The 17,404-nt window shown below is 70.2% G+C and carries 23 protein-coding genes and 1 other RNA gene; 11 read left to right on the forward strand and 13 right to left on the reverse strand.

What is annotated here, in order from left to right; all coding sequences use genetic code 11:
• Nucleotide 1: 1 nt before the first annotated feature.
• Nucleotides 2-565, reverse strand: coding sequence for an outer membrane protein assembly factor BamE (locus JTJ31_RS18010; RefSeq protein WP_207540120.1), 564 nt, complete (start codon nt 563-565; stop codon nt 2-4).
• Between JTJ31_RS18010 and JTJ31_RS18015 the strand changes: the two genes are divergently transcribed.
• The 7 genes from JTJ31_RS18015 (at nt 564) to JTJ31_RS25425 (ending at nt 4,771) form a co-directional block, all read left to right on the forward strand.
• Nucleotides 564-1,157 (forward strand): ubiquinol-cytochrome C chaperone family protein, encoded by a 594-nt coding sequence (locus JTJ31_RS18015; RefSeq protein ID WP_236020412.1) that lies wholly within the window; start codon nt 564-566, stop codon nt 1,155-1,157. The genes JTJ31_RS18010 and JTJ31_RS18015 overlap by 2 nt on opposite strands.
• On the forward strand, nt 1,154-1,648 hold the full coding sequence (locus JTJ31_RS18020; protein ID WP_207540121.1) for a YceD family protein: 495 nt from the start codon (nt 1,154-1,156) through the stop codon (nt 1,646-1,648). The genes JTJ31_RS18015 and JTJ31_RS18020 overlap by 4 nt, the downstream gene beginning before the upstream one ends.
• Before the next feature lie 114 nt (nt 1,649-1,762).
• Nucleotides 1,763-1,963, forward strand: a complete 201-nt coding sequence (rpmF, locus tag JTJ31_RS18025; RefSeq protein ID WP_207540122.1) for a 50S ribosomal protein L32 — start codon at nt 1,763-1,765, stop codon at nt 1,961-1,963.
• A 37-nt stretch (nt 1,964-2,000) separates the two neighbouring features.
• On the forward strand, nt 2,001-3,050 hold the full coding sequence (gene plsX, locus JTJ31_RS18030) for a phosphate acyltransferase PlsX (RefSeq protein WP_207540123.1): 1,050 nt from the start codon (nt 2,001-2,003) through the stop codon (nt 3,048-3,050).
• Between the two features lie 3 nt (nt 3,051-3,053).
• A complete protein-coding gene (locus tag JTJ31_RS18035; RefSeq protein ID WP_207540124.1) occupies nt 3,054-4,019 on the forward strand; it encodes a beta-ketoacyl-ACP synthase III in 966 nt (321 codons plus the stop codon).
• Nucleotides 4,020-4,022: 3 nt separating this feature from the next.
• Nucleotides 4,023-4,409 (forward strand): integration host factor subunit alpha, encoded by a 387-nt coding sequence (locus JTJ31_RS18040; protein WP_268957101.1) that lies wholly within the window; start codon nt 4,023-4,025, stop codon nt 4,407-4,409.
• Nucleotides 4,406-4,771: a MerR family transcriptional regulator gene (locus tag JTJ31_RS25425; RefSeq protein ID WP_207540125.1), complete on the forward strand. Its 366-nt coding sequence runs from the start codon at nt 4,406-4,408 to the stop codon at nt 4,769-4,771. Before JTJ31_RS18040 ends, JTJ31_RS25425 begins: the two co-directional genes overlap by 4 nt.
• 6 nt (nt 4,772-4,777) lie before the next feature.
• On the opposite strand, the gene JTJ31_RS18050 is transcribed toward JTJ31_RS25425, so the two are convergent.
• Together JTJ31_RS18050 and JTJ31_RS18055 are read right to left on the reverse strand one after the other, a co-directional pair.
• Complete coding sequence (locus JTJ31_RS18050) at nt 4,778-6,808, reverse strand: ATP-binding protein (RefSeq protein ID WP_207540126.1); 2,031 nt, start codon at nt 6,806-6,808, stop codon at nt 4,778-4,780.
• Between the two features lie 6 nt (nt 6,809-6,814).
• Nucleotides 6,815-7,339, reverse strand: a complete 525-nt coding sequence (locus tag JTJ31_RS18055; RefSeq protein ID WP_207540127.1) for an adenine phosphoribosyltransferase — start codon at nt 7,337-7,339, stop codon at nt 6,815-6,817.
• 155 nt (nt 7,340-7,494) lie between these two features.
• Here JTJ31_RS18055 and JTJ31_RS18060 point away from each other — a divergent pair, with 155 nt between their 5' ends.
• Nucleotides 7,495-7,689 carry a DUF2842 domain-containing protein gene (locus tag JTJ31_RS18060; protein WP_207540128.1) on the forward strand — a complete coding sequence of 65 codons (195 nt, stop codon included), beginning with the start codon at nt 7,495-7,497 and terminating at the stop codon, nt 7,687-7,689.
• A 4-nt stretch (nt 7,690-7,693) separates the two neighbouring features.
• Here the strand turns inward: JTJ31_RS18060 and JTJ31_RS18065 are convergent, their stop codons facing one another.
• The 5 genes from JTJ31_RS18065 to JTJ31_RS18085 form a co-directional block, all read right to left on the reverse strand.
• Complete coding sequence (locus JTJ31_RS18065) at nt 7,694-8,506, reverse strand: TIGR00282 family metallophosphoesterase (RefSeq protein ID WP_207540129.1); 813 nt, start codon at nt 8,504-8,506, stop codon at nt 7,694-7,696.
• Nucleotides 8,503-9,045 carry a 5-formyltetrahydrofolate cyclo-ligase gene (locus JTJ31_RS18070; RefSeq protein ID WP_207540130.1) on the reverse strand — a complete coding sequence of 181 codons (543 nt, stop codon included), beginning with the start codon at nt 9,043-9,045 and terminating at the stop codon, nt 8,503-8,505. Before JTJ31_RS18070 ends, JTJ31_RS18065 begins: the two co-directional genes overlap by 4 nt.
• A gap of 18 nt (nt 9,046-9,063) precedes the next feature.
• A non-coding RNA gene (ssrS, locus tag JTJ31_RS18075) (6S RNA) lies at nt 9,064-9,221 on the reverse strand.
• 42 nt (nt 9,222-9,263) lie between these two features.
• The gene (locus JTJ31_RS18080) at nt 9,264-9,635 is read right to left on the reverse strand and encodes a cell division protein ZapA (protein WP_207540131.1); all 372 of its coding nucleotides are present in this window, start codon (nt 9,633-9,635) and stop codon (nt 9,264-9,266) included.
• 2 nt (nt 9,636-9,637) lie between these two features.
• Nucleotides 9,638-9,859, reverse strand: coding sequence for a hypothetical protein (locus JTJ31_RS18085; protein WP_207540132.1), 222 nt, complete (start codon nt 9,857-9,859; stop codon nt 9,638-9,640).
• Nucleotides 9,860-9,887: 28 nt separating this feature from the next.
• Between JTJ31_RS18085 and JTJ31_RS18090 the strand changes: the two genes are divergently transcribed.
• The 3 genes from JTJ31_RS18090 to JTJ31_RS18100 are packed head-to-tail and all read left to right on the forward strand — an operon-like array spanning nt 9,888 to nt 12,016.
• The gene (locus JTJ31_RS18090; protein WP_207540133.1) at nt 9,888-10,301 is read left to right on the forward strand and encodes a hypothetical protein; all 414 of its coding nucleotides are present in this window, start codon (nt 9,888-9,890) and stop codon (nt 10,299-10,301) included.
• A gap of 35 nt (nt 10,302-10,336) precedes the next feature.
• Nucleotides 10,337-11,257 carry a class I fructose-bisphosphate aldolase gene (locus JTJ31_RS18095; RefSeq protein ID WP_207540134.1) on the forward strand — a complete coding sequence of 307 codons (921 nt, stop codon included), beginning with the start codon at nt 10,337-10,339 and terminating at the stop codon, nt 11,255-11,257.
• 54 nt (nt 11,258-11,311) lie between these two features.
• Complete coding sequence (locus JTJ31_RS18100; protein ID WP_207540135.1) at nt 11,312-12,016, forward strand: sulfite exporter TauE/SafE family protein; 705 nt, start codon at nt 11,312-11,314, stop codon at nt 12,014-12,016.
• Here the strand turns inward: JTJ31_RS18100 and JTJ31_RS18105 are convergent.
• The 5 genes from JTJ31_RS18105 to dctP are packed head-to-tail and all read right to left on the reverse strand — an operon-like array spanning nt 11,948 to nt 17,400.
• Nucleotides 11,948-14,110 carry an acetate--CoA ligase family protein gene (locus JTJ31_RS18105; protein WP_207540136.1) on the reverse strand — a complete coding sequence of 721 codons (2,163 nt, stop codon included), beginning with the start codon at nt 14,108-14,110 and terminating at the stop codon, nt 11,948-11,950. The genes JTJ31_RS18100 and JTJ31_RS18105 overlap by 69 nt on opposite strands.
• Nucleotides 14,111-14,148: 38 nt before the next feature.
• Nucleotides 14,149-14,580 carry a GAF domain-containing protein gene (locus JTJ31_RS18110; RefSeq protein WP_207540137.1) on the reverse strand — a complete coding sequence of 144 codons (432 nt, stop codon included), beginning with the start codon at nt 14,578-14,580 and terminating at the stop codon, nt 14,149-14,151.
• On the reverse strand, nt 14,577-15,863 hold the full coding sequence (locus JTJ31_RS18115; protein ID WP_207540138.1) for a TRAP transporter large permease: 1,287 nt from the start codon (nt 15,861-15,863) through the stop codon (nt 14,577-14,579). Before JTJ31_RS18115 ends, JTJ31_RS18110 begins: the two co-directional genes overlap by 4 nt.
• Nucleotides 15,860-16,369 (reverse strand): TRAP transporter small permease, encoded by a 510-nt coding sequence (locus tag JTJ31_RS18120; protein ID WP_207540139.1) that lies wholly within the window; start codon nt 16,367-16,369, stop codon nt 15,860-15,862. Before JTJ31_RS18120 ends, JTJ31_RS18115 begins: the two co-directional genes overlap by 4 nt.
• Nucleotides 16,369-17,400 carry a TRAP transporter substrate-binding protein DctP gene (gene dctP, locus JTJ31_RS18125; RefSeq protein WP_207540140.1) on the reverse strand — a complete coding sequence of 344 codons (1,032 nt, stop codon included), beginning with the start codon at nt 17,398-17,400 and terminating at the stop codon, nt 16,369-16,371. The genes JTJ31_RS18120 and dctP overlap by 1 nt, the downstream gene beginning before the upstream one ends.
• Between the last annotated feature and the right edge of the window lie 4 nt (nt 17,401-17,404).

A 17,404-nucleotide genomic window follows, 5' to 3' on the forward strand; every position in this document is an offset into this window, starting at 1 on the left:
ATCAGCGCATCATGCCCGGGGTCGGAACGCCGACGCCGGTCGTGGTGCCGCCGCCGCTGCCGCTCAGCCCGCCCGGAGTCGCGCCGAAGCGGCCGATATTGCCGAACAGGGCCTGGAGCAGGGTGCGCTCATTGCCGGGCGTCGGGGTCTCGCGCGACACGAAATTCACCGTGCTCATGTCCTGCTCGCCCAGGCGGCGCACGTTGGCCACGGTGCCGTTGGCCGCGAAATCCACCGCGACCACCTGCTGGTTTCGGATGGCGAGGGTGCGGCCCGGCCGCAACTGGCTGGCGCTGCTGATGTAGTACCAGGAATTGTCGCTGAAGGTAGAGGTGTGGCTGGGCGAGCCCAGCGCCGTCTGCACGTCCTGGCGGGTGGAGACGCCCGGCGTCACCTGGGCCAGCGCCTCCTCCGGCACGGAATGGCCGCGCGGGATGATGGGGGTCGAGAAAACCTCGCGCGGGCGCTCGGGCAGGGGCGGCAGGTAGGCGCAGCCCGCGAGCGCTCCGCCGGCAAGCAGGGCTGCCAGGAGGCGAATGTTGACGGTGAGGAGTGCGCGCGCCATGTGCGGGACTTACCGAGACACCGGCCGCGCGGTCAATCGCGCGGGCTTGCTGGACGCTGCCATGGGCCTCGCCTCCTTGTTCCGCCGCCCTCCCTTCGAGCGCGAGGGATTCCTGCTCTACGGCGCCGCCGTGGCCGCGGCGCGGGCGCCATCCCTCTATGCCGGGATCGGCGTACCCGACACCGCCGCCGGCCGGTTCGAGATGGTCTGCCTGCATGCCGGCCTGCTGATCCGCCGCATCCGGAGCGAGGCGACGGAGCGGACAGACCGCCTCGCCCAGGCCGTGTTCGACGCCATGTTCGCCGACATGGACGTGAACCTGCGGGAGATGGGAATCAGCGACCTCGCCGTCGGCAAGCGCGTGAAGATGCTCTGGGAAGGGTTCCACGGCCGCGCCACCATCTATGACGCGGCGGTGGATGCGGGGGACGAGGCGGCGCTGGCCGCCGCCCTGGCCCGCAATGCCTGGCCGAAGGCCGAGCCGCCCACCGGCGCGCCCGAAGCCCTGGCCCGCCACGCCATGGCCGCCGCCGCCCATCTCGCCACTCAACCCATCGATGGCCTTGCGCGCGGGGAGGCGCGCTTCCCATGAGCGCAGAGTTCTCGCACCCCCTGATCCTCGCCAACGTCCCGTCCACGGGACTCAGCCTGCGCCTTGCCCCCGACGCGGCGCAGCGCGAGGCGCTGGCGCGCCGCTTCGGCCTGCTCGCGATCCACTCCATGGAGGGGGAGCTTCGCCTCGCTCCGGAATCAGGCGGACGAATCGCCGTGCAGGGCACGTTGCGGGCGGAGGTGGAGCAGGAATGCATCGTCACCCTCGCTCCGCTCCAGGCGCGGGTGGAGGAGGGATTCGCTTGGCGCCTCCTTCCCGCCGGGGAGGAGCCCACGGACGAGGATGAGGACCCGGACGACATCCCGAGCGAGGATGGCGTCGTGGATCTCGGCGAAACCCTGGCCCAGCAGCTTTCCCTGGCCCTAGACCCCTATCCCCGCGCCCCGGGCGCCGAGCTTCCGGAAGAGGGGGTGGGCGACGCCGCGCATGGCCCCTTTGCAGCGCTGTCGAAGCTCAAGAAGCCGCAATAGGTTGTGCGACGGGCGGGGCGGTGCTATCCGCCCCGCTTCCTGCCGGGGCGCATGCCGCGGTGGTTCCCGCATGGGCATCCGCCCCCATTTCGAACGAGTTGAAAGGCAGCCGCCATGGCCGTCCCTAAGAAGAAGGTTTCGCCCTCCCGCATGGGCATGCGCCGCTCGCACCACGCCCTGCCGAAGGAGTCGGGCATGGAGTGCTCGAACTGCGGCGAGCTGAAGCGCCCCCACCATGTCTGCGCTTCCTGCGGCCACTATGACGGCAAGGAAGTCGTCGCGGCCGAATCCGTGAAGGGCGTGGTTCGCCTCTGACAGTGACCGAGCGGCGCGGGGCCATCCTGGCGTGAACATGACGGCTCCCGCCGACGGAACTCTGCGGCGCTTCTCCCTCGCGGTGGACGCGATGGGAGGCGACAGCGCGCCCGAAGCGGTGCTCGACGGGCTCGAGCTCGCGGCTGAGCGCCATCCTGGCGCGTCCTTCCTCCTCGTCGGGGACGAGGCGCGCCTCGCTTCCCTGCTCGCCACGCGGCCGCGCGCCGCCCGGCTTTGCGTGCTGCGCCACGCGCCGCAGGCCGTGCCCGGCGACATGAAGCCAACCCAGGCGCTGCGGATCCGCGATTCCTCCATGCGGATCGCGATCGACGCCGTGGCGCAGGGCGAGGCGGCGGCCGTGGTCTCGTCCGGCAACACCGGCGCGCTGATGGCGCTCGCCAAGATCGTCATCAAGACCATGCCGGAGATCAGCCGGCCGGCGCTGGCCGCCATCACCCCCTCGGCGCGTGGCGACGTGGTGATGCTCGACCTCGGCGCCAACGTGCAGTGCGATGCGCGCAACCTGATCGAGTTCGCCATCATGGGCGACGCCTTTGCCCGCGCCGTGCTGGGCCTGCCCGCCCCCACGCTGGGCCTGCTGAATGTCGGCTCGGAGGAGCTGAAGGGCGACGACCGCGTGCGGGAGGCGGCGGAGACGCTGCGTGCGCAGCCCGGCCTCGCCTTCCATGGCTTCGTCGAGGGGCACGACATCGCGGCCGGCACGGTGGACGTGGTGGTGACGGACGGTTTCACCGGCAACGTCGCCCTCAAGACCGGCGAGGGCGCGCTGAAGCTGATGCGCGACCTGCTGCGCCAGGTCTTCACCTCCTCCATCCCCGCCCGCGCCGGCTACCTTCTGGCGCGCCCGGCGCTGGAGCGACTGCGCGAATGGATGGACCCGCGCCGCTACAACGGCGCGATCCTGCTCGGGCTGAACGGCGTGGTGGTGAAGTCGCATGGCGGCACCGACGCCACGGGCTTCGCCCATGCGGTGGACGTCGCCATGGACATGGTGACCCACGGCTTCACCCAGACCATCCGCGACAGCCTGTCCCGCCTCGCGGCCTCCCCCGTCACCCAGGACTGACCCATGGCGCTGCGTTCCGCGATCATCGGCTGCGGGGGATACCTGCCGCCCACCATCATCACGAATGACGAGTTGGCCGCGCGCTTCAACCTGGACACCAGCGACGAGTGGATCCGAGAGCGCTCGGGCATCCGGCAGCGCCACCTCGCGGGACCCGAGGATAATTGCTCCACCCTCGCCGCCGAGGCGGCCCGGCGTGCCCTGGAATCGGCCGGCGTCACGGCGGATGAGGTGGACGTGCTGGTGCTGGCCACCGCGACGCCGGACAGCGCCTTCCCCGCGACGGCGGTGCGCGTCCAGGCGCTTCTCGGCATGACGCGCGGCTTCGGCTTCGACGTCTCGGCCGCCTGCACCGGCTTCGTCTATGCCCTCTCCCTCGCGGACGCGATGATCCGGTCCGGCCAAGCGCGCTGCGCCCTGGTGATTGGGTCGGAGGTCTACTCGCGCATCCTCGACTGGACCGACCGCGCCTCCTGCGTGCTGTTCGGCGACGGGGCGGGCGCGGTGGTGCTGCGCGCCGAGGAAGGCGAGCGCGGCATCCTCTCTACCCACCTCCATTCCGATGGCCGCCACGGCGACATCCTCCATGTCGAGGGCGGCGCCGGCTCCACCGGCGGGACCGGCCTGCTGCGCATGGCGGGGCGCGAGGTGTTCAAGCACGCCGTCACCAAGCTGGCCTCCGCGGTGGACGAGGCGCTGGAAGCGAACGGGCTGTCCCGCGACGACGTCCAGCTCCTGGTGCCGCACCAGGCCAATATCCGCATCATCGACGCGATGGGCCGCAAGCTCGGCCTGCCGAAGGACCGCGTGGTGGTCACGGTGGACCGCCACGCCAACACCTCCGCCGCCTCCATTCCGCTCGCCCTGGACGAGGCCTGGCGGGAGGGCCGCATCCGCCCAGGCGACCTCGTTCTGCTGGAGGCGATCGGTGGCGGGCTGACCTGGGGCGCCGCCCTGGCCCGCTTCTGAAGCATGTTCCGCGAAGCCGTTGACGCGGGCCGGTTTTCCCGGCTTTCCTGGGCCGTCCGAGCCTCGCAGGATTCGATGGAAACCCTGACCCGTTCCGGCCTCGCGGAAGCGATCTTCGCCCAAGTCGGGCTGTCGCGCAGCGAGTCCGCCTTGCTGCTCGAATCGGTGCTCGAAGCCATGTCCCGATCCCTGGAAGCCGGGGAGGCGGTGAAGATCACCGGGTTCGGCACTTTCGCCGTGCGCTCCAAGGGTCAGCGCATTGGGCGCAACCCCAAGACCGGGGAGGAAGTGCCGATCTCCCCGCGCCGGGTCCTGACCTTCAGGCCATCGCAGCAGCTGCGTGCCCGCATCAACGGCGAACCCATTCCCGCAGAGCCCGTGCCGGCATGAGCCATGCCGAGCCGCTCGAGCGAAGCCGGCCACGCAAGGCGGCCGGCGCCTTCCGCACGATCAGCGAGGCGGCGGAGGAGCTGAACGTCCCGCAGCACGTGCTGCGCTTCTGGGAAACCAAGTTCTCGCGGCTGCAGCCGCTGAAGCGTGGCGGTGGCCGGCGCTACTACCGGCCGGAGGATCTGGCGCTGCTGCGGCGGATCGCCGACCTGCTCTACACCCAGGGCTACACCATCAAGGGCGTGCAGCGCGTCCTGGATGAATCCGAGGCGCCCCCCGCCGAAGGCGGGGAGGGAGCGCTGCTCGAGGAACTGGAAGCCATCGCCGTGGCGCTGCGCCGCCTCAGCCGCAGGAACGCCTGAGCCGCCTCAGCCTTCCCCGGGCCGAGGAGCCGCCGAGGAGCGCTGTCCGGGAAAGGCGAGGGCGGTGCGTTCCACCAGCCCCGGAAATTCCGCGGCGCGGCTCGTCAGCTCCTCGCGCGATGCGGTGCGGCAGGCCTCCTCCAACGCACGTGCGGCATCGCGCAGGGCCGCCGCGCCGAAGGTGGCGGCGGCGGCCTTCAACGCATGCGCCTCGTCCTCCAGCACGCGCGGGTCGCGCTGGCTTTGCATGCGTTGAGCCCTGTTCCGGCTTTCGTCAATGAACAAGGCGACGAGGCGCGGCAGGCGGCCCGGCCCCACGGCGGCGCGTAGTTCCTCCAGCGTTTCCCGGTCCAGAAGCGGTGGGGCAGTGGTTGGCTCGGCCGGGGCTGGCGTTGCTTCCTGGCGCGGCATTCCGTTCACGAACTTGGCGACGGCGGCGAGGAGGCTGGCCCGTTCCACCGGCTTGGGGAGATGGCCATCCATTCCGGCCTTCGCGCAGCGCTCCTCGTCGCCCGGCATCACGCTCGCTGTCATGGCGAGGATGGGGACGCGGGCGCGTGGGCTGCGAATGGCACGGATGGCCCGCGCCGCGGTGATGCCGTCCATCAGCGGCATCCGCAGATCCATCAGGATGAGATCGAAATCCGCCGACTCCGCCGCTGCCAGTGCCTCGGCTCCGTCGCGGGCCAGCTCCACCGTGTAGCCGGCCTTCCGGAGGATCGTCGCGGCGACCATCTGGTTCGCCTTGCCATCCTCGGCGAGCAGGATGCGCCCACGGCGGCGCGGCGCTGGCGGAGCCGGCGGAGCGGGGGTGAGGCGAGCGGGTGGTGGCGCACTTTCCGGCACGACGGCCAGCGGCAAGTCGAAGAAGAAGGTGGAGCCTTTTCCGGGCGTGGAATCCACCGCGATCTGCCCACCCATGAGCGCCACCAGCCGCCGGCAGATGGCAAGACCAAGCCCCGAGCCCGACTCCTCAGAAGCCGGATCGCCCTGACTGAAGCGGCGGAACAGCGTGGCGCGCAGCCGGGGCGGAATGCCGATGCCCGTATCGGTAACCGCGAAGCCCACATGCCCATCCGGCAGGGCGGCGATGCGGAGTTCGACCGAGCCGCGATGGGTGAACTTCACCGCATTGTCGGTGAGGTTGAGCAACACCTGCCGGATACGCCCCGCATCGCCGATCAACTGCCCGGGCAGGAGGTGGTCGAGGCTCGCCGAAAGCTGCAGCCCCTTTTCCGCCGCGGCCGGGGCCAGCAGGTCCAGCACCTCGCTCACCACCCCGCCGAGGCTGAAGGCGGCCTCGGTGATCTCCAGCTTGCCCGCCTCGATGCGCGACAGGTCCAGCAGCTCGTTCACGGTGCGCAGCATGGACTGGCCGCAGCGCCGTGCCGTCTCCGCATAGGCGCGCTGCTCCGCGTCGAGCGGCGTGTCGAGAAGCAGCGCGATCGTCCCCATGGCGCCATGCAGTGGCGTGCGGACCTCGTGAGACACGAAGGCAAGGAAGTCGCTTTTCTCCTGGCTCGCGCGCTCGGCCTTGCGGCGGGCCTTCAGCGCGTTGCGCTCGGCGCGGCGGCGGGCGGAGATGTCGTGCTGGATGCCGACAAAGGCGATCAGCCGCCCATCCGGCGCCAGCACGGGGGCCATGCGAAGCTCATTGATGAAGCGGCGCCCGTCCTTGCGGTGATTGGTGAGCTCCACCGTCACCGGCTTGCGTTCCGCGAAGGCGCGGCGAAGCTCCAGCAGGGCCTCGCGTTCCGTTCCCGCGCCCTGGAGGAAGCGGCAATTGCGGCCCAGCACTTCCTCGGCCGGGTACCCGGTGATGCGGCAGAAGGCCGGGTTCACGAAGACCAGCGGGCAATCGGGCAGGGACGGATCGGCCACGGTGATCCCTGTCGGCACAGCTGCAACGGCGAGTGCCAGCACCCCGTCCAGCCCAGCCGCGGCGATGGCTCCGTCACACCCTTCGAGCAGCGCGTTCCCACCCGCGTCCCGCGTCAGGCGGGGAGGGTGGGACGGCCCGGGAAGGGAGGAGCTCATGACGCCCTAATCGTCGTAGGCGAGCAGCGTTTCGACCGGCAGATCCAGCCGCTCGCGGCCCTTCAGGAAAGTGAGTTCGATCATCACGGCGGTGGCCGGAACCACCGCGCCGACCTTGCGCAGCAGCGCCACGCCCGCCGCCATGGTGCCGCCCGTTGCGAGCAGGTCGTCGAGCAGGACGACGCGCTGGCCCGGCTGGATCGCATCGTCCTGGATCTCGATCCGATCGGTGCCGTATTCCAGCTGGTAATCCAGCCCCACAGTGCCGCCGGGCAGCTTGCCCTTCTTGCGCAGCATGACGAAGCCGAGGCCGAGCGCGAGAGCCATGGGCGCCGCCAGCAGGAAGCCTCGGCTTTCGATCCCCGCCAGCACATCCGGCTTGTGCGCGGCGACCCGCTCCGCGAGTTGCGAGGTGGCTTCCTTCCAGGCGGGGCCGTGCCGCAGCAGGGTGGAGATGTCGTAGAAGAGGATGCCGGGCTTCGGAAAGTCCGGGATGCCGCGGATGTGGCTCTTCAGTTCGGCTTCAGTCATTGATCTCGTCTGGCTGGCGGATTGTTGCGCGGAAGCGCTGCGTCGCGGCTCCGAAGGGCAGCGCGCCCTGCGGAGGATAGGTCGGCCTGGCGCGATGCGTCCAGCATGCAGGAAGCAGACTTGGCAACGCGGCAAGGGCGGTCCATGTCGCGCGGATGTCCCGGGTTCCCCTTGCCTTCCTCCTCGGCATCCTTGGCTTCCTCGCCTATGTCGGCATCGTCGTCGCGCTGGGCGATTTCGTGGTGCATCGCCATTGGATGCTCCAGTTCGTCTACTACGCGGCGGTGGGAATCCTTTGGGTCTGGCCGGCGAAGTGGCTGATGTTCTGGGCCGCGCGCAAGAACGGCTGAACCGTTACGCCGGCAGCGCCGCTTCCAGACTGCCACCCAGGCGCAGCGCGGCGACGCGGCGCGCGAGGCCGGTGCTGTCCTCCGTCTCGACGAACAACCCGCAAAGCGTAGCCTCGCCCTCGGCCGGCGCCAGGCGCTCGCCGGGCATCTTGCGCCAGAAGCGCAGAGCGGCGCCGCCCTTCTGCATTCCGATCACGCTGTCATAGTCGCCGCACATCCCCGCATCGGTCTGGAAGGCGGTGCCGCCGGGCAGGATGCGGTGGTCGGCGGTGGGCACGTGGGTGTGCGTGCCGATGACGAGGCTCAGCATCCCGTCGAAGGAATGCGCCATGGCCTGCTTCTCGCTCGTCGCCTCGGCATGGATGTCGAGGATGGCGGCCTGGATCGTCACGCCGAGCCGGTGCTTCGCCAGCTCGGACTGAACGGTGCGGAACGGGTCATCCAGCGGGTCCATGAAGAGCCGGCCCATCACCTGCATCACCAGGGCGCGGCGGCCATCGCCCACCGCAACCTCCACTGCGCCGCGGCCCGGCGTGCCGGGGGGGAAGTTGAGCGCGCGGATGACGCGGGGCTGCTCCTCCAGATAGGGGATGATCTCGCGCCGGTCCCAGGCATGGTTGCCGAGGGTGATGACATCCGCCCCCGCCGCCAGGAAGGCGCGCGCCATGTCGGGCGAGAGGCCGAAACCGTGCGAGGCGTTCTCGCCATTCACCACCACGAGCTCCGCGCCCAGCCTTTCGCGCAGCCCCGGCAGGTGCGTCACTAGAGCATCGCGGCCGGAACGGCCGACGACATCGCCCAGGAACAGGATCCTCATGCGCGCAGGAGGCCGCGCTCGGTGGCGATGGCGTGCAGGGGAATGTCGTGCGGTTCCATCGGCACCTCTTCCACCTCCTGCGCCGAACAGGCAACGCCCAGGCGGAAGGCGCGTGGCAGCAGCGCCAGGGTGCGGTCGTAATATCCGCCGCCATAGCCGAGGCGCCCGCCGCGCCGGTCGAAGGCTAGCAGCGGGACGAGCAGCCAGTCCGGCTCCCGCTGCTCCTTCATGGCAGGGTGGGAGGTGCCCATCGGCCCAGGCGCCAGCGCATCGCCTGGGGCCCAGGCGCGGAACTCCAGCGGGCGGCCGCGCGGCGGGGTGAAGGGTAGGGCGAGGAGGTGGCCGCGCCCGTGCAGCGCGAGGAGCAGGGGCCGGATGTCGATCTCCGTCCCCATCGGCCAGAACCCGCCGACCACCGCGCCGGGTGGCGGTGGGCAGTCGCGCAGCACGTGGTCGGTCAGCGCCTCCGCGGCGCCGGGTGGCGGGTCGCGGCGCGACAGGACTAAACGCCGCAGCGCCGCCTTGAGGGCTTCGCTCATTGGGGGAAGGGGGGAAAGTGCGAAGCCACCCTGGCCGTCGGCGTCTGCATCCTCCCAAGGCCTGCCGTAAGCAGGTGGGCACCAGATAGCCGGACCACGGTCCCGCCAGCGCCAGTTCCCAGGAGTTGCGTATTGGCCCTGGGGATGTCCGTGCCAGACGCACCGGGCAGCCTCGCCTGCATCAGTTAGGCGTCCGCGATGCCTGCCGCAACCCGGCCTCAGGGTTTTCCGAGATGGTTCGCCATGGTCTCGATGCGCTCCGCCAAGGCGACGAGGCGCTCGGTCACCTGCGGGTCCATCGGCGGCGGCGCAGGCGGCGTCACCACCACGGGCGGGGCCGGGGCGGGGGCTGGCACGGCTTGGCCGTTGCGCAGCTTCACGAGGTCGGCGCGAAGGTCGGATGCCTCGTCGGCCAGCAGCAGGGCGACGTGCAGCAGCATGCGCGCCTCGCTGAACTGGCCTCCCATGGCGCGGATCATCCGCACCTTCTCCTCCATCAGCGCGCAAAGCTGGCGGACGTGCTCCTCCTCGCCATCGCGGCAGCCGATGGTGTGGTTGTACCCGTTTACCCGCACATTCACCTGGCCCATCACTAATCCCCCTGCTCGGCCAGTGCCGCCTTCAGCTTCTCCAACGTCTCGTCCAGGCGGCGGGACAGCTCTTCCACCTCGCTGCGGGGGACGCGCTCTTCCTCCAGGCGCGCGTAGCGCGCCTCCAGAAGGTCGAACAGGCGCTCGAGCGCCGTTTCCAGCCGGTCAACGGCCTGGAGCGCCGGGTCGCTGGGCGCAGAACTGGACGAAGGGGCTTCAGCCATGGTGTGGAGCGTTCGCATGCAGCCTGGGATGGGTCAACCGCGGATCGTTGCCGTCCGCTCGCGCCTCGAACGCGACGCGGCGCTGGAGGCTGCGTCGGGCGCCCCGCTGCGCTTCCTGTCGGCGGAAGGGGCGGCTGCCTTCCTGGGCGCGGCGGGATTCCGCGCCTTGTTGGGCGAGCACTGGCCGCAGGGCATCCTCGATTGCGGCGACGCGCCGGGCTTCGCGCTGGAGGCGCTGCGCCTGGGCGCGCAGGCCCTGGTGCTGACGCCGGAATTTCCTGCCTTCCCGGCGCTGGAGCGCCTGGCGCGCGAGGCGGGGGCGGAGATCATGCCCGTGCGCCCCCCGGCCATCGACCTGGGGCGGATCGCGCTGGACCGCCCGGCAGGGCGTGCGCATCTGCGCCGCCTCCTCGCCCTTCACGCTGCGGGCAGGATGGACTAAGCACCGCGCACCACCAATTGCGCGAGGCACGGGCCATGAAGCTGACGAACAAGGTCAGGCAGATCCTTTCCTGGTACGAGAGCGACAATCCCGGGACCAAGGCGAACATCGCCCGCATCCTGATGGAAGGCCGCCTGGGCGGCACCGGCCGCATGGTCATCCTGCCCGTGGACCAGGGCTTCGAGCATGGCCCGGCGCGTTCCTTCGCCCCGAACCCCGAAGCCTATGACCCGCACTACCACTTCCGCCTGGCGATCGACGCCGGGCTGAATGCCTATGCCGCGCCGCTCGGCATGCTGGAGGCGGGTGCCGCGACCTTCGCCGGCTCGATCCCGACCATCCTCAAGGTCAACTCCTCCAACAGCCTGTCCACCACCAAGGATCAGGCCGTGACCGCCACCGTGGCCGATGCGCTGCGCCTCGGCTGCTCGGCCATCGGCTTCACCATCTACCCCTCCTCCGAATACCAGTTCGAGATGATGGAGGAGCTGCGGGAGCTGGCCGCCGAGGCGAAGGATGCCGGCCTCGCCGTCGTGGTGTGGTCCTATCCGCGCGGCCCGATGCTGGACAAGACGGGCGAGACGGCGCTCGACATCTGCGCCTATGCCGCGCACATGGCGGCGCTGATCGGCGCGCACATCATCAAGGTGAAGCCGCCCACCGCCGCCATCTCGCTCGACGCCGCGAAGAAGACCTACGAGAACTCGCCGGTCGCCGACGACGCGGCGGCGCGCTTCGCCCATGTGGTGAAGGCCTGCTTCAACGGCCGTCGCCTCGTCGTGTTCTCGGGTGGCGAGGCCAAGGGCTCCGACGCGCTGCTGAACGAAGTGCGCGCCATCCATGCCGGTGGCGGCAATGGCTCCATCGTCGGCCGCAACGCATTCCAGCGCTCGCGCGAGGATGCACTCAAGTTGCTGGGCGACATGATCGACATCTACCGCGGCAAGGTCGCCTGATCCTTCGTCCGCGCGTGAAGCATCGTGCATGGCCCCGGGGGTAGCCTCGGGGCCATGCTGATTCTCGCGGTCTTCCTGCTTGCCGGTTTCGTCAAGGGCGTGATCGGGCTGGGGCTGCCCACCATCGCAATGGGGCTCCTGACCCTGGCCTATCCGGCGCCGGAGGCAGCAGCGATGCTGCTGCTGCCGTCCTTCATCACCAACCTCGTGCAGATACGCCCGGCCGCGGCGGCGTGGCGCCTCGCCTTGCGCTTCCGTGCGCTCTTCCTCGGTGTGGTGGCCGGGACGGCGCTGGGCTTCGTGCTGTGGGGAGGGCTGGGTGGGCGCCATGCCGATCTGGCGCTGGGCGTGCTGCTGGTGATCTACGGGCTGCTCGGCCTCGCGGCCTGGAAGCCGCGCCTGCCGGAAGCGGCGGGCTTCCCGACCGGGGCGGTGACGGGTGCCGTCACCGCCGCCACCGGGGTCTTCGTGCTGCCTGCCGTGCCCTGGCTGCAGGCGCGCGGCCTGTCGCGCGACGACCTCGTGCGCGCGCTCGGCCTCAGCTTCACCGTCTCGACCCTTGCCCTGGGCGCGCTGCTCCTGGGCGGGCGGAGCCTCAGCTGGGCTCAGCTGGGGCTGTCGGCCCTGGCGGTGCTGCCCGCCCTGGTGGGGCAGCGCCTCGGCGAGGCGCTGCGCTCCCGCCTGTCGGAATCAGCGTTCCGCCGCGCCTTCCAGCTCGGCCTCACGGCGCTGGGCCTTTGGCTGGCCTTGCGCGGCTGACAGCTTCATCAGCCCATCCACCGCCACGCAGCCATCGTCGCGGCAGAGGAGTGGGTTGATCTCCACCTCCTCCAGCCGGTCGCCGCAGGCGGCGGCGAAGGCGCTGAACCGGGCGATGGCATCGGCTACCTTCGTCACGTCCACCTTGGCCGCGCCGCGGAACCCGTCGAAGAGCGGCCAGGATTTGAGGCCGCGCAGCATCGCCTCCGCCCGCGCGGGCGAGACGGGCGCGACATCTAGCGCCACGTCCTTCCAAAGCTCCGCCTGCACGCCACCCAGTCCGACCAGCAGCATCGTGCCGAATTGCGGGTCGCGCCGCGCACCCAGGATCAACTCGACCCCGCGCCGTTCCATGCGCTGCACCAGCACACCCTCCACGCGCGCATTCGGCGCGTGGCGCTTCACGCCTTCCATGATGCGGGCGAAGGCATCGCGCACGGCGGCCGCGTCGGCCAGGTTGAGCTGCACGCCGCCCACCTCGGTCTTGTGCGCCACGTCCGGGCTGTCGAGCTTCAGCACGACGGGATAGCCGATGGCATCGGCGGCACGCACCGCGGCCTCGGCATCGGCGGCGCGACGTTCCTCGCCCACCGGCAGCCCGGCTTCGCGGAACAGCGCCTTGGCCTCGGCCTCCATCAGCGTCGCCTCGCCATTCGGCAGGGCAGGGGCGGCGACGCGCGGCGCATCGGCCTCCGCCTTCTGGTCGTGATATTCCAGCCAAAGGCGGATCGCGTTCATCATGCGCCGCGTGGAGCGGAACAGGGACAGGTGGGGAGCGGTGTCCACCGATTCCGGCCCGGCGCCTTCGAGGCTCTCGGGAATCCACATGATGCAGATCGGCTTGCCCGAGCGCTCCGCCATCGGGTCCAGCGTCTTCATGCGGGACGGGGTGGTCGCCGGGTTGTGATAGACGACCGGGAAGATGACGGTGGCGTACTGGTCGTCCTCCAGCATCGCCGCCATGCAGTCCTCGAACAGCTTCGGGTTGGTCGCCACCTGCGCCGTGAGGTCGCAGGGATTCCGGGGCGAGCCGAATTCGGGGATGGAGGCGCGCAGAGTCTCGGCCGTGTGCGGACGCGGCTGCGGCAGTTCCAGCCCGGCGAATTCCGCGTGGTCGGCGGCCATGATGCCCGCCCCGCCGGAGGGGGTGACGATGCCCACGCCGCGCGCCTTGGGCGGCGGTGCCTTGGCCAGGAAGCCCGCCGTTTCCAGCAGCGCGTCGAAATCCTCGACCTCCAGCATGCCCGCGCGCTTGAACCCGGCCGACCAGGCGGCGGTGGAGCCGGCGAGGCTGCCGGTATGGCTCATCGCCGCCTGGGCGCCGATCTCGCCGCGGCCCAGCTTCAGCACGACGATGGGCTTGCTCGCCGCCCGCGCCATCTCGCCCAGGGCCAGGAGGCGCCGCGCGTCGCGCAGCCCTTCGACGGCCAGTGCGATGGAGCGCACTTCCGGCATGGCAAGCTGAAAGGCCGCTAGGTCGCACACGTCGAGGTCGGTCGAGTTGCCGGCGGTCAGCATATGCGCCATGGCGAAGCCGCGCTCCGCCGCCTGCATCAGCGCATAGCCCATGGCGCCCGACTGGCTGACCACGCCGACGCCGCCCGCCGGGGCGGTCATCTTCGCGTATTCCGGCATGAAGGTGGCGCCGCAGCGCTGCGTGTGGTCCACGAAGCCCAGGCAGTTCACGCCCAGCAGCGGGAAGCCCAGCTCGCGTGCGCGGGCGCGCAGTTCCTCCTCCTCCACGGCACGCTCGGGCAGGTCCGTCTCGCCATAGCCGGAGGCGTAGATCACGGCGCCGCCCGCGCCCTTCCTGGCCAGCGCCTCGACGGCCGGCAGCACGCCGGTGCGGGGCAGGGCGATCACAGAGGAATCGGGGGCGGAGGGAAGCTCGTCCACGCTGGCATAGCAGGGCCGACCGTGCAGCTCCTGCCCGGCGTATTTCGGGTTCACGCACCACACGGGCCCGTCAAAATTCGCCATGTTCTGCACGGTGCGCGCGCCGAAGCCCGTGGGCTCGGCCGAGACGCCGATCACCGCCACCGAACGTGGCGCGAGAAGGCGCTTCAGGCTCTCCGGCGAACGCAGCTTTTCCATCGTTTCCTCCGCAGTGGGTGCTTGGGCCGCATTGCGCGTCAGCTTCCGCCGGAGGGCAAGTCCCCCAGGAGCAAAGGCACGGCGGCCGGCGCGAGGATGCGCATTCCGCGCTCCGCTTCCGCCTCCCCGTAATGCCCGGCGCGGTGCAGCAGGTTCACCGTGCCCAGGACGCGCCCATCATGGAGCACCGGCAGGTTCAGCACGCTCTTGCAGCCCAGCGCCAGGATGGTCTCGGCATCGGGGAAATGGGTGCGGATGTCGGCGGCGTCGCGGCCGATGAAGGGCCGGCCCTCGCGCAGGAGGATGCGCGTCCATTCCGTCTCCCGCACCTTCTTGGCCCCGCCGGGGGGATAGGCTGCCGGGTTGGACGACCAGACGCGCTGGTTGTGCCCGCCATGGTGGCGCATGACGGTGAAAAGGCGGTGTCCGATCTCGCGCTGGGCCAGCGCCTCCAGCTCCTCAAAGGTCACAGCACCCCCGCGACGCGTGGCAGCCACAGCGCGATGCCCGGAAACGCCACGACCAGCGCCAGAGCGGCGAACATGGCGAGGATGAGCCACAGCACCCAGGGGATGGTGCTTTCCATCGAGACCTGGGCGATGCGGCAGGACACCATCAGGTTCACCGCCATGGGGGGCGTGAACTGGCCGATGGCGATCTTCATGGTGAGCAGCACGCCGAACCAAGTCAGGTCCCAGTTGAAGGCGTTGGCGATGGGGATCAGCACCGGCAGCAGGATCAGGAAGGTGGAGACGCCGTCCAGGAACATGCCGATGAAGACCAGCGCCAGCATCAGCAGCGCGATGGTACCAACCTCGCCGAGGCCCAGGCCGACGATCCAGGCGGCGATGGGCTGCACGATCCCGAGCGTCGCCGTGCTCCAGGCGAAGACGCTGGCCAGCGCCACGATGATGAGGATGACGGCGGAGATCTCGCCCGCCTCCACGAGCATCTCCCACAAGTCGCGCAGCGTCATGGAGCGATAGATCACGAAGCCGACGAAGAGGCCGTAGAACACGGCCATGACCGCGGCCTCGGTCGGGGTGAAGGCGCCGATCCGCATGCCGCCCAGGATCACCACCGGCGCCATGAGGCCCCAGAAAGCGTCCTTGAAGGCGCGCCAGACCGAGGTGTCGGCGCGCTGCGGGCTGCGGCCGCCGAAATCCTTGAGCCAGGAGATCAGCAGGATGGGCACGAGCAGGGCGCAGCCCGCGAGGATGCCGGGCAGCATCCCGGCCAGGAAGATGGCGGGGACGGAGACGCCGGGCACCATCACCGCATAGACGATGAAGGCGATGGAGGGAGGGATAAGGATGTCCGTCGCCGCGGCCGCGCCCACGGTGGCGGCGATGAAGGGGCGCGGGTAGCCATCTTTCACCATGCCCTCCGTCACCACCTTGCCCACCGCCGCCGCCGTCGCGGGCCCGGAGCCGGAGATGCCGCCGATCACCATGGCGACGAGGATGGAAACGGAGGCCAGGGCTCCGCGTCCCGCCCCGACCAGCGCATTGGCGAAGCGCACGAGGCGCAGCGCCACCCCCGTCCGGTCGAAGACGCAGCCCACCAGCACGAACATCGGGATGGCGATCAGCGGATATTTGGCGATGCCGGCATAGACGTTGGTGGGCATGGCCATGATGGATTGCCCGGCCAGCGAGATCGAAAGCGCCCCTGCGAGGCCGAGCGCGACGCCGATCGGCACGCCGCCCAGCAGCATCGTCAGGAAGGTGGCGAAGAGGATCGTGCCGATCACCCATCCTCTCCGCGCGCCAGACGGATCATGCGCCCCAGGGCGCGGCCCATCACGAGCAGCGAGAGCACGGGCAGCCAGACCGTGTAGAGCCACTGCGGATGGCCCAGCCCGGCGGAGAGCGCCTCGAAATCCCACTCGTCATAGGTCATCCAGGCGCCGTACCAGGCGATGATGCCGAAGCAGAGAAGCAGCAGCGCCATGGCAACGATCTCGGCGACGCGCCGGGCGTGAGGCGGAAACTTGTCCACGAAATAGCCGATGCGGATGTGCCGCCCCGCCGCCGTGGCCAGCGCCGTGCCGGTCAGCGCCACCCCCACCATCAGCGCGACGGAATACTCCTCGGTGAAGGCGAGGGAGATGTTCGACAGGTAGCGCGTCACGACATTGGCAAGGGTGATGAGCGCCATCGCCGCCATGCACCCGGCCAGCAGCGCGCGCTCCAGCGTCAGTGGGACGCGTGTGCGCGGCTCCGGCGGAACCAAGTCGGGATCGAACTCCGCCGCCATCAGGAGACGGTGCGGATCGCGGCCTCGGCCTTGCGGGTCAGTTCGGTGCCGACGGTCTGGCTCCAGCGGTCGAAGACCGGGCGCAGCGCCTGGCCGAAGGCGCGCTTCTCCTCCGGGCTCAGCACCGTCACTTCGACGCCGCGGCGCCGCAAATCCTGCAGCGCGCTGTCGTCCGTGCCGGGGATGCCGAGGCCCTGGCGGGCCAGCGCGATGTTGCGCCGCGCCGCCTCCACCGCGCATTCGCGCACCAGCTCGCGGTCCTGCGGGGTGAAGCTGGCCATGACCGACTTCGAGACGCCGAAGATCAGCGCGTCGTTCACGTAGTTCCAGATGGTCATGTGCTTCTGCGCCAGCGTGTCCATGCGGAAGCCCAGGAAGAGGTTCACCGGGTTTTCTTGCCCATCCACCGCGCCGGTGGAGAGGGCGGGCTGGAGGTCCGCGAAGGACATCTGCAGGGGATTGGCGCCGAGGGCGTTGTAGATGTCGTTGAAGATGGCGCCGGCGGCGAAGCGGATCTTCAGCCCGCGCAGGTCGCCAGGGGCGCGGATGGCGCGCTTGCTGTTGCTGATCTCGCGGAAGCCATTCTCGCCAAAGGCGAGGGCCGTCACGTCGCGCCGGTCCATGATAGCGGACAGGTCGCGCCCGACATCGCCGTTGATCAGCGCGTCGAAGGCGCGATGGTCGGGCATCAGGAAGGGAAGCTGGAAGATGCCCGCCTCGCGCACCTGAGGGGCGATGTTGATGGTGCTGAACACGCACATGTCGATGATGCCCTGGCGCATCGCCAGCAGCTCGCGCGTCTGGTCCCCGCCCACCAGCTGCGAGCCCGGATAGACGCGCACGTTGATCCGACCCTGCGAGCGCTGCGTCACCAGCTCCGCCCACTGGAAGGCGCCCTCGGCAAAGGGGATGGGCCGGTTGCCGACCACGGAGAGCTTGTATTCCGTCTTGTAGGCAGGCTGCGCCGCCGCGACGAAGGGCGTGGCGAGGCCGCCCAGCAGCATGGCGCGGCGCGTGGCGTTCAGGGACATGGGG

The sequence above is a fragment of the Sabulicella rubraurantiaca genome (genome assembly GCF_017355885.1).
GTDB lineage: Bacteria > Pseudomonadota > Alphaproteobacteria > Acetobacterales > Acetobacteraceae > Roseococcus > Roseococcus rubraurantiacus.

Excerpts from the sequence above, each read along its gene's own strand:
- JTJ31_RS18015 (WP_236020412.1), top strand. The coding sequence starts at position 564 with ATGTGCGGGACTTACCGAGACACCGGCCGCGCGGTCAATCGCGCGGGC.
- JTJ31_RS18010 (WP_207540120.1), bottom strand. The coding sequence starts at position 565 with ATGGCGCGCGCACTCCTCACCGTCAACATTCGCCTCCTGGCAGCCCTG.
- JTJ31_RS18020 (WP_207540121.1), top strand. The coding sequence starts at position 1,154 with ATGAGCGCAGAGTTCTCGCACCCCCTGATCCTCGCCAACGTCCCGTCC.
- rpmF (WP_207540122.1), top strand. The coding sequence starts at position 1,763 with ATGGCCGTCCCTAAGAAGAAGGTTTCGCCCTCCCGCATGGGCATGCGC.
- plsX (WP_207540123.1), top strand. The coding sequence starts at position 2,001 with ATGACGGCTCCCGCCGACGGAACTCTGCGGCGCTTCTCCCTCGCGGTG.
- JTJ31_RS18035 (WP_207540124.1), top strand. The coding sequence starts at position 3,054 with ATGGCGCTGCGTTCCGCGATCATCGGCTGCGGGGGATACCTGCCGCCC.
- JTJ31_RS18040 (WP_268957101.1), top strand. The coding sequence starts at position 4,023 with ATGTTCCGCGAAGCCGTTGACGCGGGCCGGTTTTCCCGGCTTTCCTGG.
- JTJ31_RS25425 (WP_207540125.1), top strand. The coding sequence starts at position 4,406 with ATGAGCCATGCCGAGCCGCTCGAGCGAAGCCGGCCACGCAAGGCGGCC.
- JTJ31_RS18050 (WP_207540126.1), bottom strand. The coding sequence starts at position 6,808 with ATGAGCTCCTCCCTTCCCGGGCCGTCCCACCCTCCCCGCCTGACGCGG.
- JTJ31_RS18055 (WP_207540127.1), bottom strand. The coding sequence starts at position 7,339 with ATGACTGAAGCCGAACTGAAGAGCCACATCCGCGGCATCCCGGACTTT.
- JTJ31_RS18060 (WP_207540128.1), top strand. The coding sequence starts at position 7,495 with ATGTCCCGGGTTCCCCTTGCCTTCCTCCTCGGCATCCTTGGCTTCCTC.
- JTJ31_RS18065 (WP_207540129.1), bottom strand. The coding sequence starts at position 8,506 with ATGAGGATCCTGTTCCTGGGCGATGTCGTCGGCCGTTCCGGCCGCGAT.
- JTJ31_RS18070 (WP_207540130.1), bottom strand. The coding sequence starts at position 9,045 with ATGAGCGAAGCCCTCAAGGCGGCGCTGCGGCGTTTAGTCCTGTCGCGC.
- JTJ31_RS18080 (WP_207540131.1), bottom strand. The coding sequence starts at position 9,635 with ATGGGCCAGGTGAATGTGCGGGTAAACGGGTACAACCACACCATCGGC.
- JTJ31_RS18085 (WP_207540132.1), bottom strand. The coding sequence starts at position 9,859 with ATGGCTGAAGCCCCTTCGTCCAGTTCTGCGCCCAGCGACCCGGCGCTC.
- JTJ31_RS18090 (WP_207540133.1), top strand. The coding sequence starts at position 9,888 with ATGGGTCAACCGCGGATCGTTGCCGTCCGCTCGCGCCTCGAACGCGAC.
- JTJ31_RS18095 (WP_207540134.1), top strand. The coding sequence starts at position 10,337 with ATGAAGCTGACGAACAAGGTCAGGCAGATCCTTTCCTGGTACGAGAGC.
- JTJ31_RS18100 (WP_207540135.1), top strand. The coding sequence starts at position 11,312 with ATGCTGATTCTCGCGGTCTTCCTGCTTGCCGGTTTCGTCAAGGGCGTG.
- JTJ31_RS18105 (WP_207540136.1), bottom strand. The coding sequence starts at position 14,110 with ATGGAAAAGCTGCGTTCGCCGGAGAGCCTGAAGCGCCTTCTCGCGCCA.
- JTJ31_RS18120 (WP_207540139.1), bottom strand. The coding sequence starts at position 16,369 with ATGGCGGCGGAGTTCGATCCCGACTTGGTTCCGCCGGAGCCGCGCACA.
- dctP (WP_207540140.1), bottom strand. The coding sequence starts at position 17,400 with ATGTCCCTGAACGCCACGCGCCGCGCCATGCTGCTGGGCGGCCTCGCC.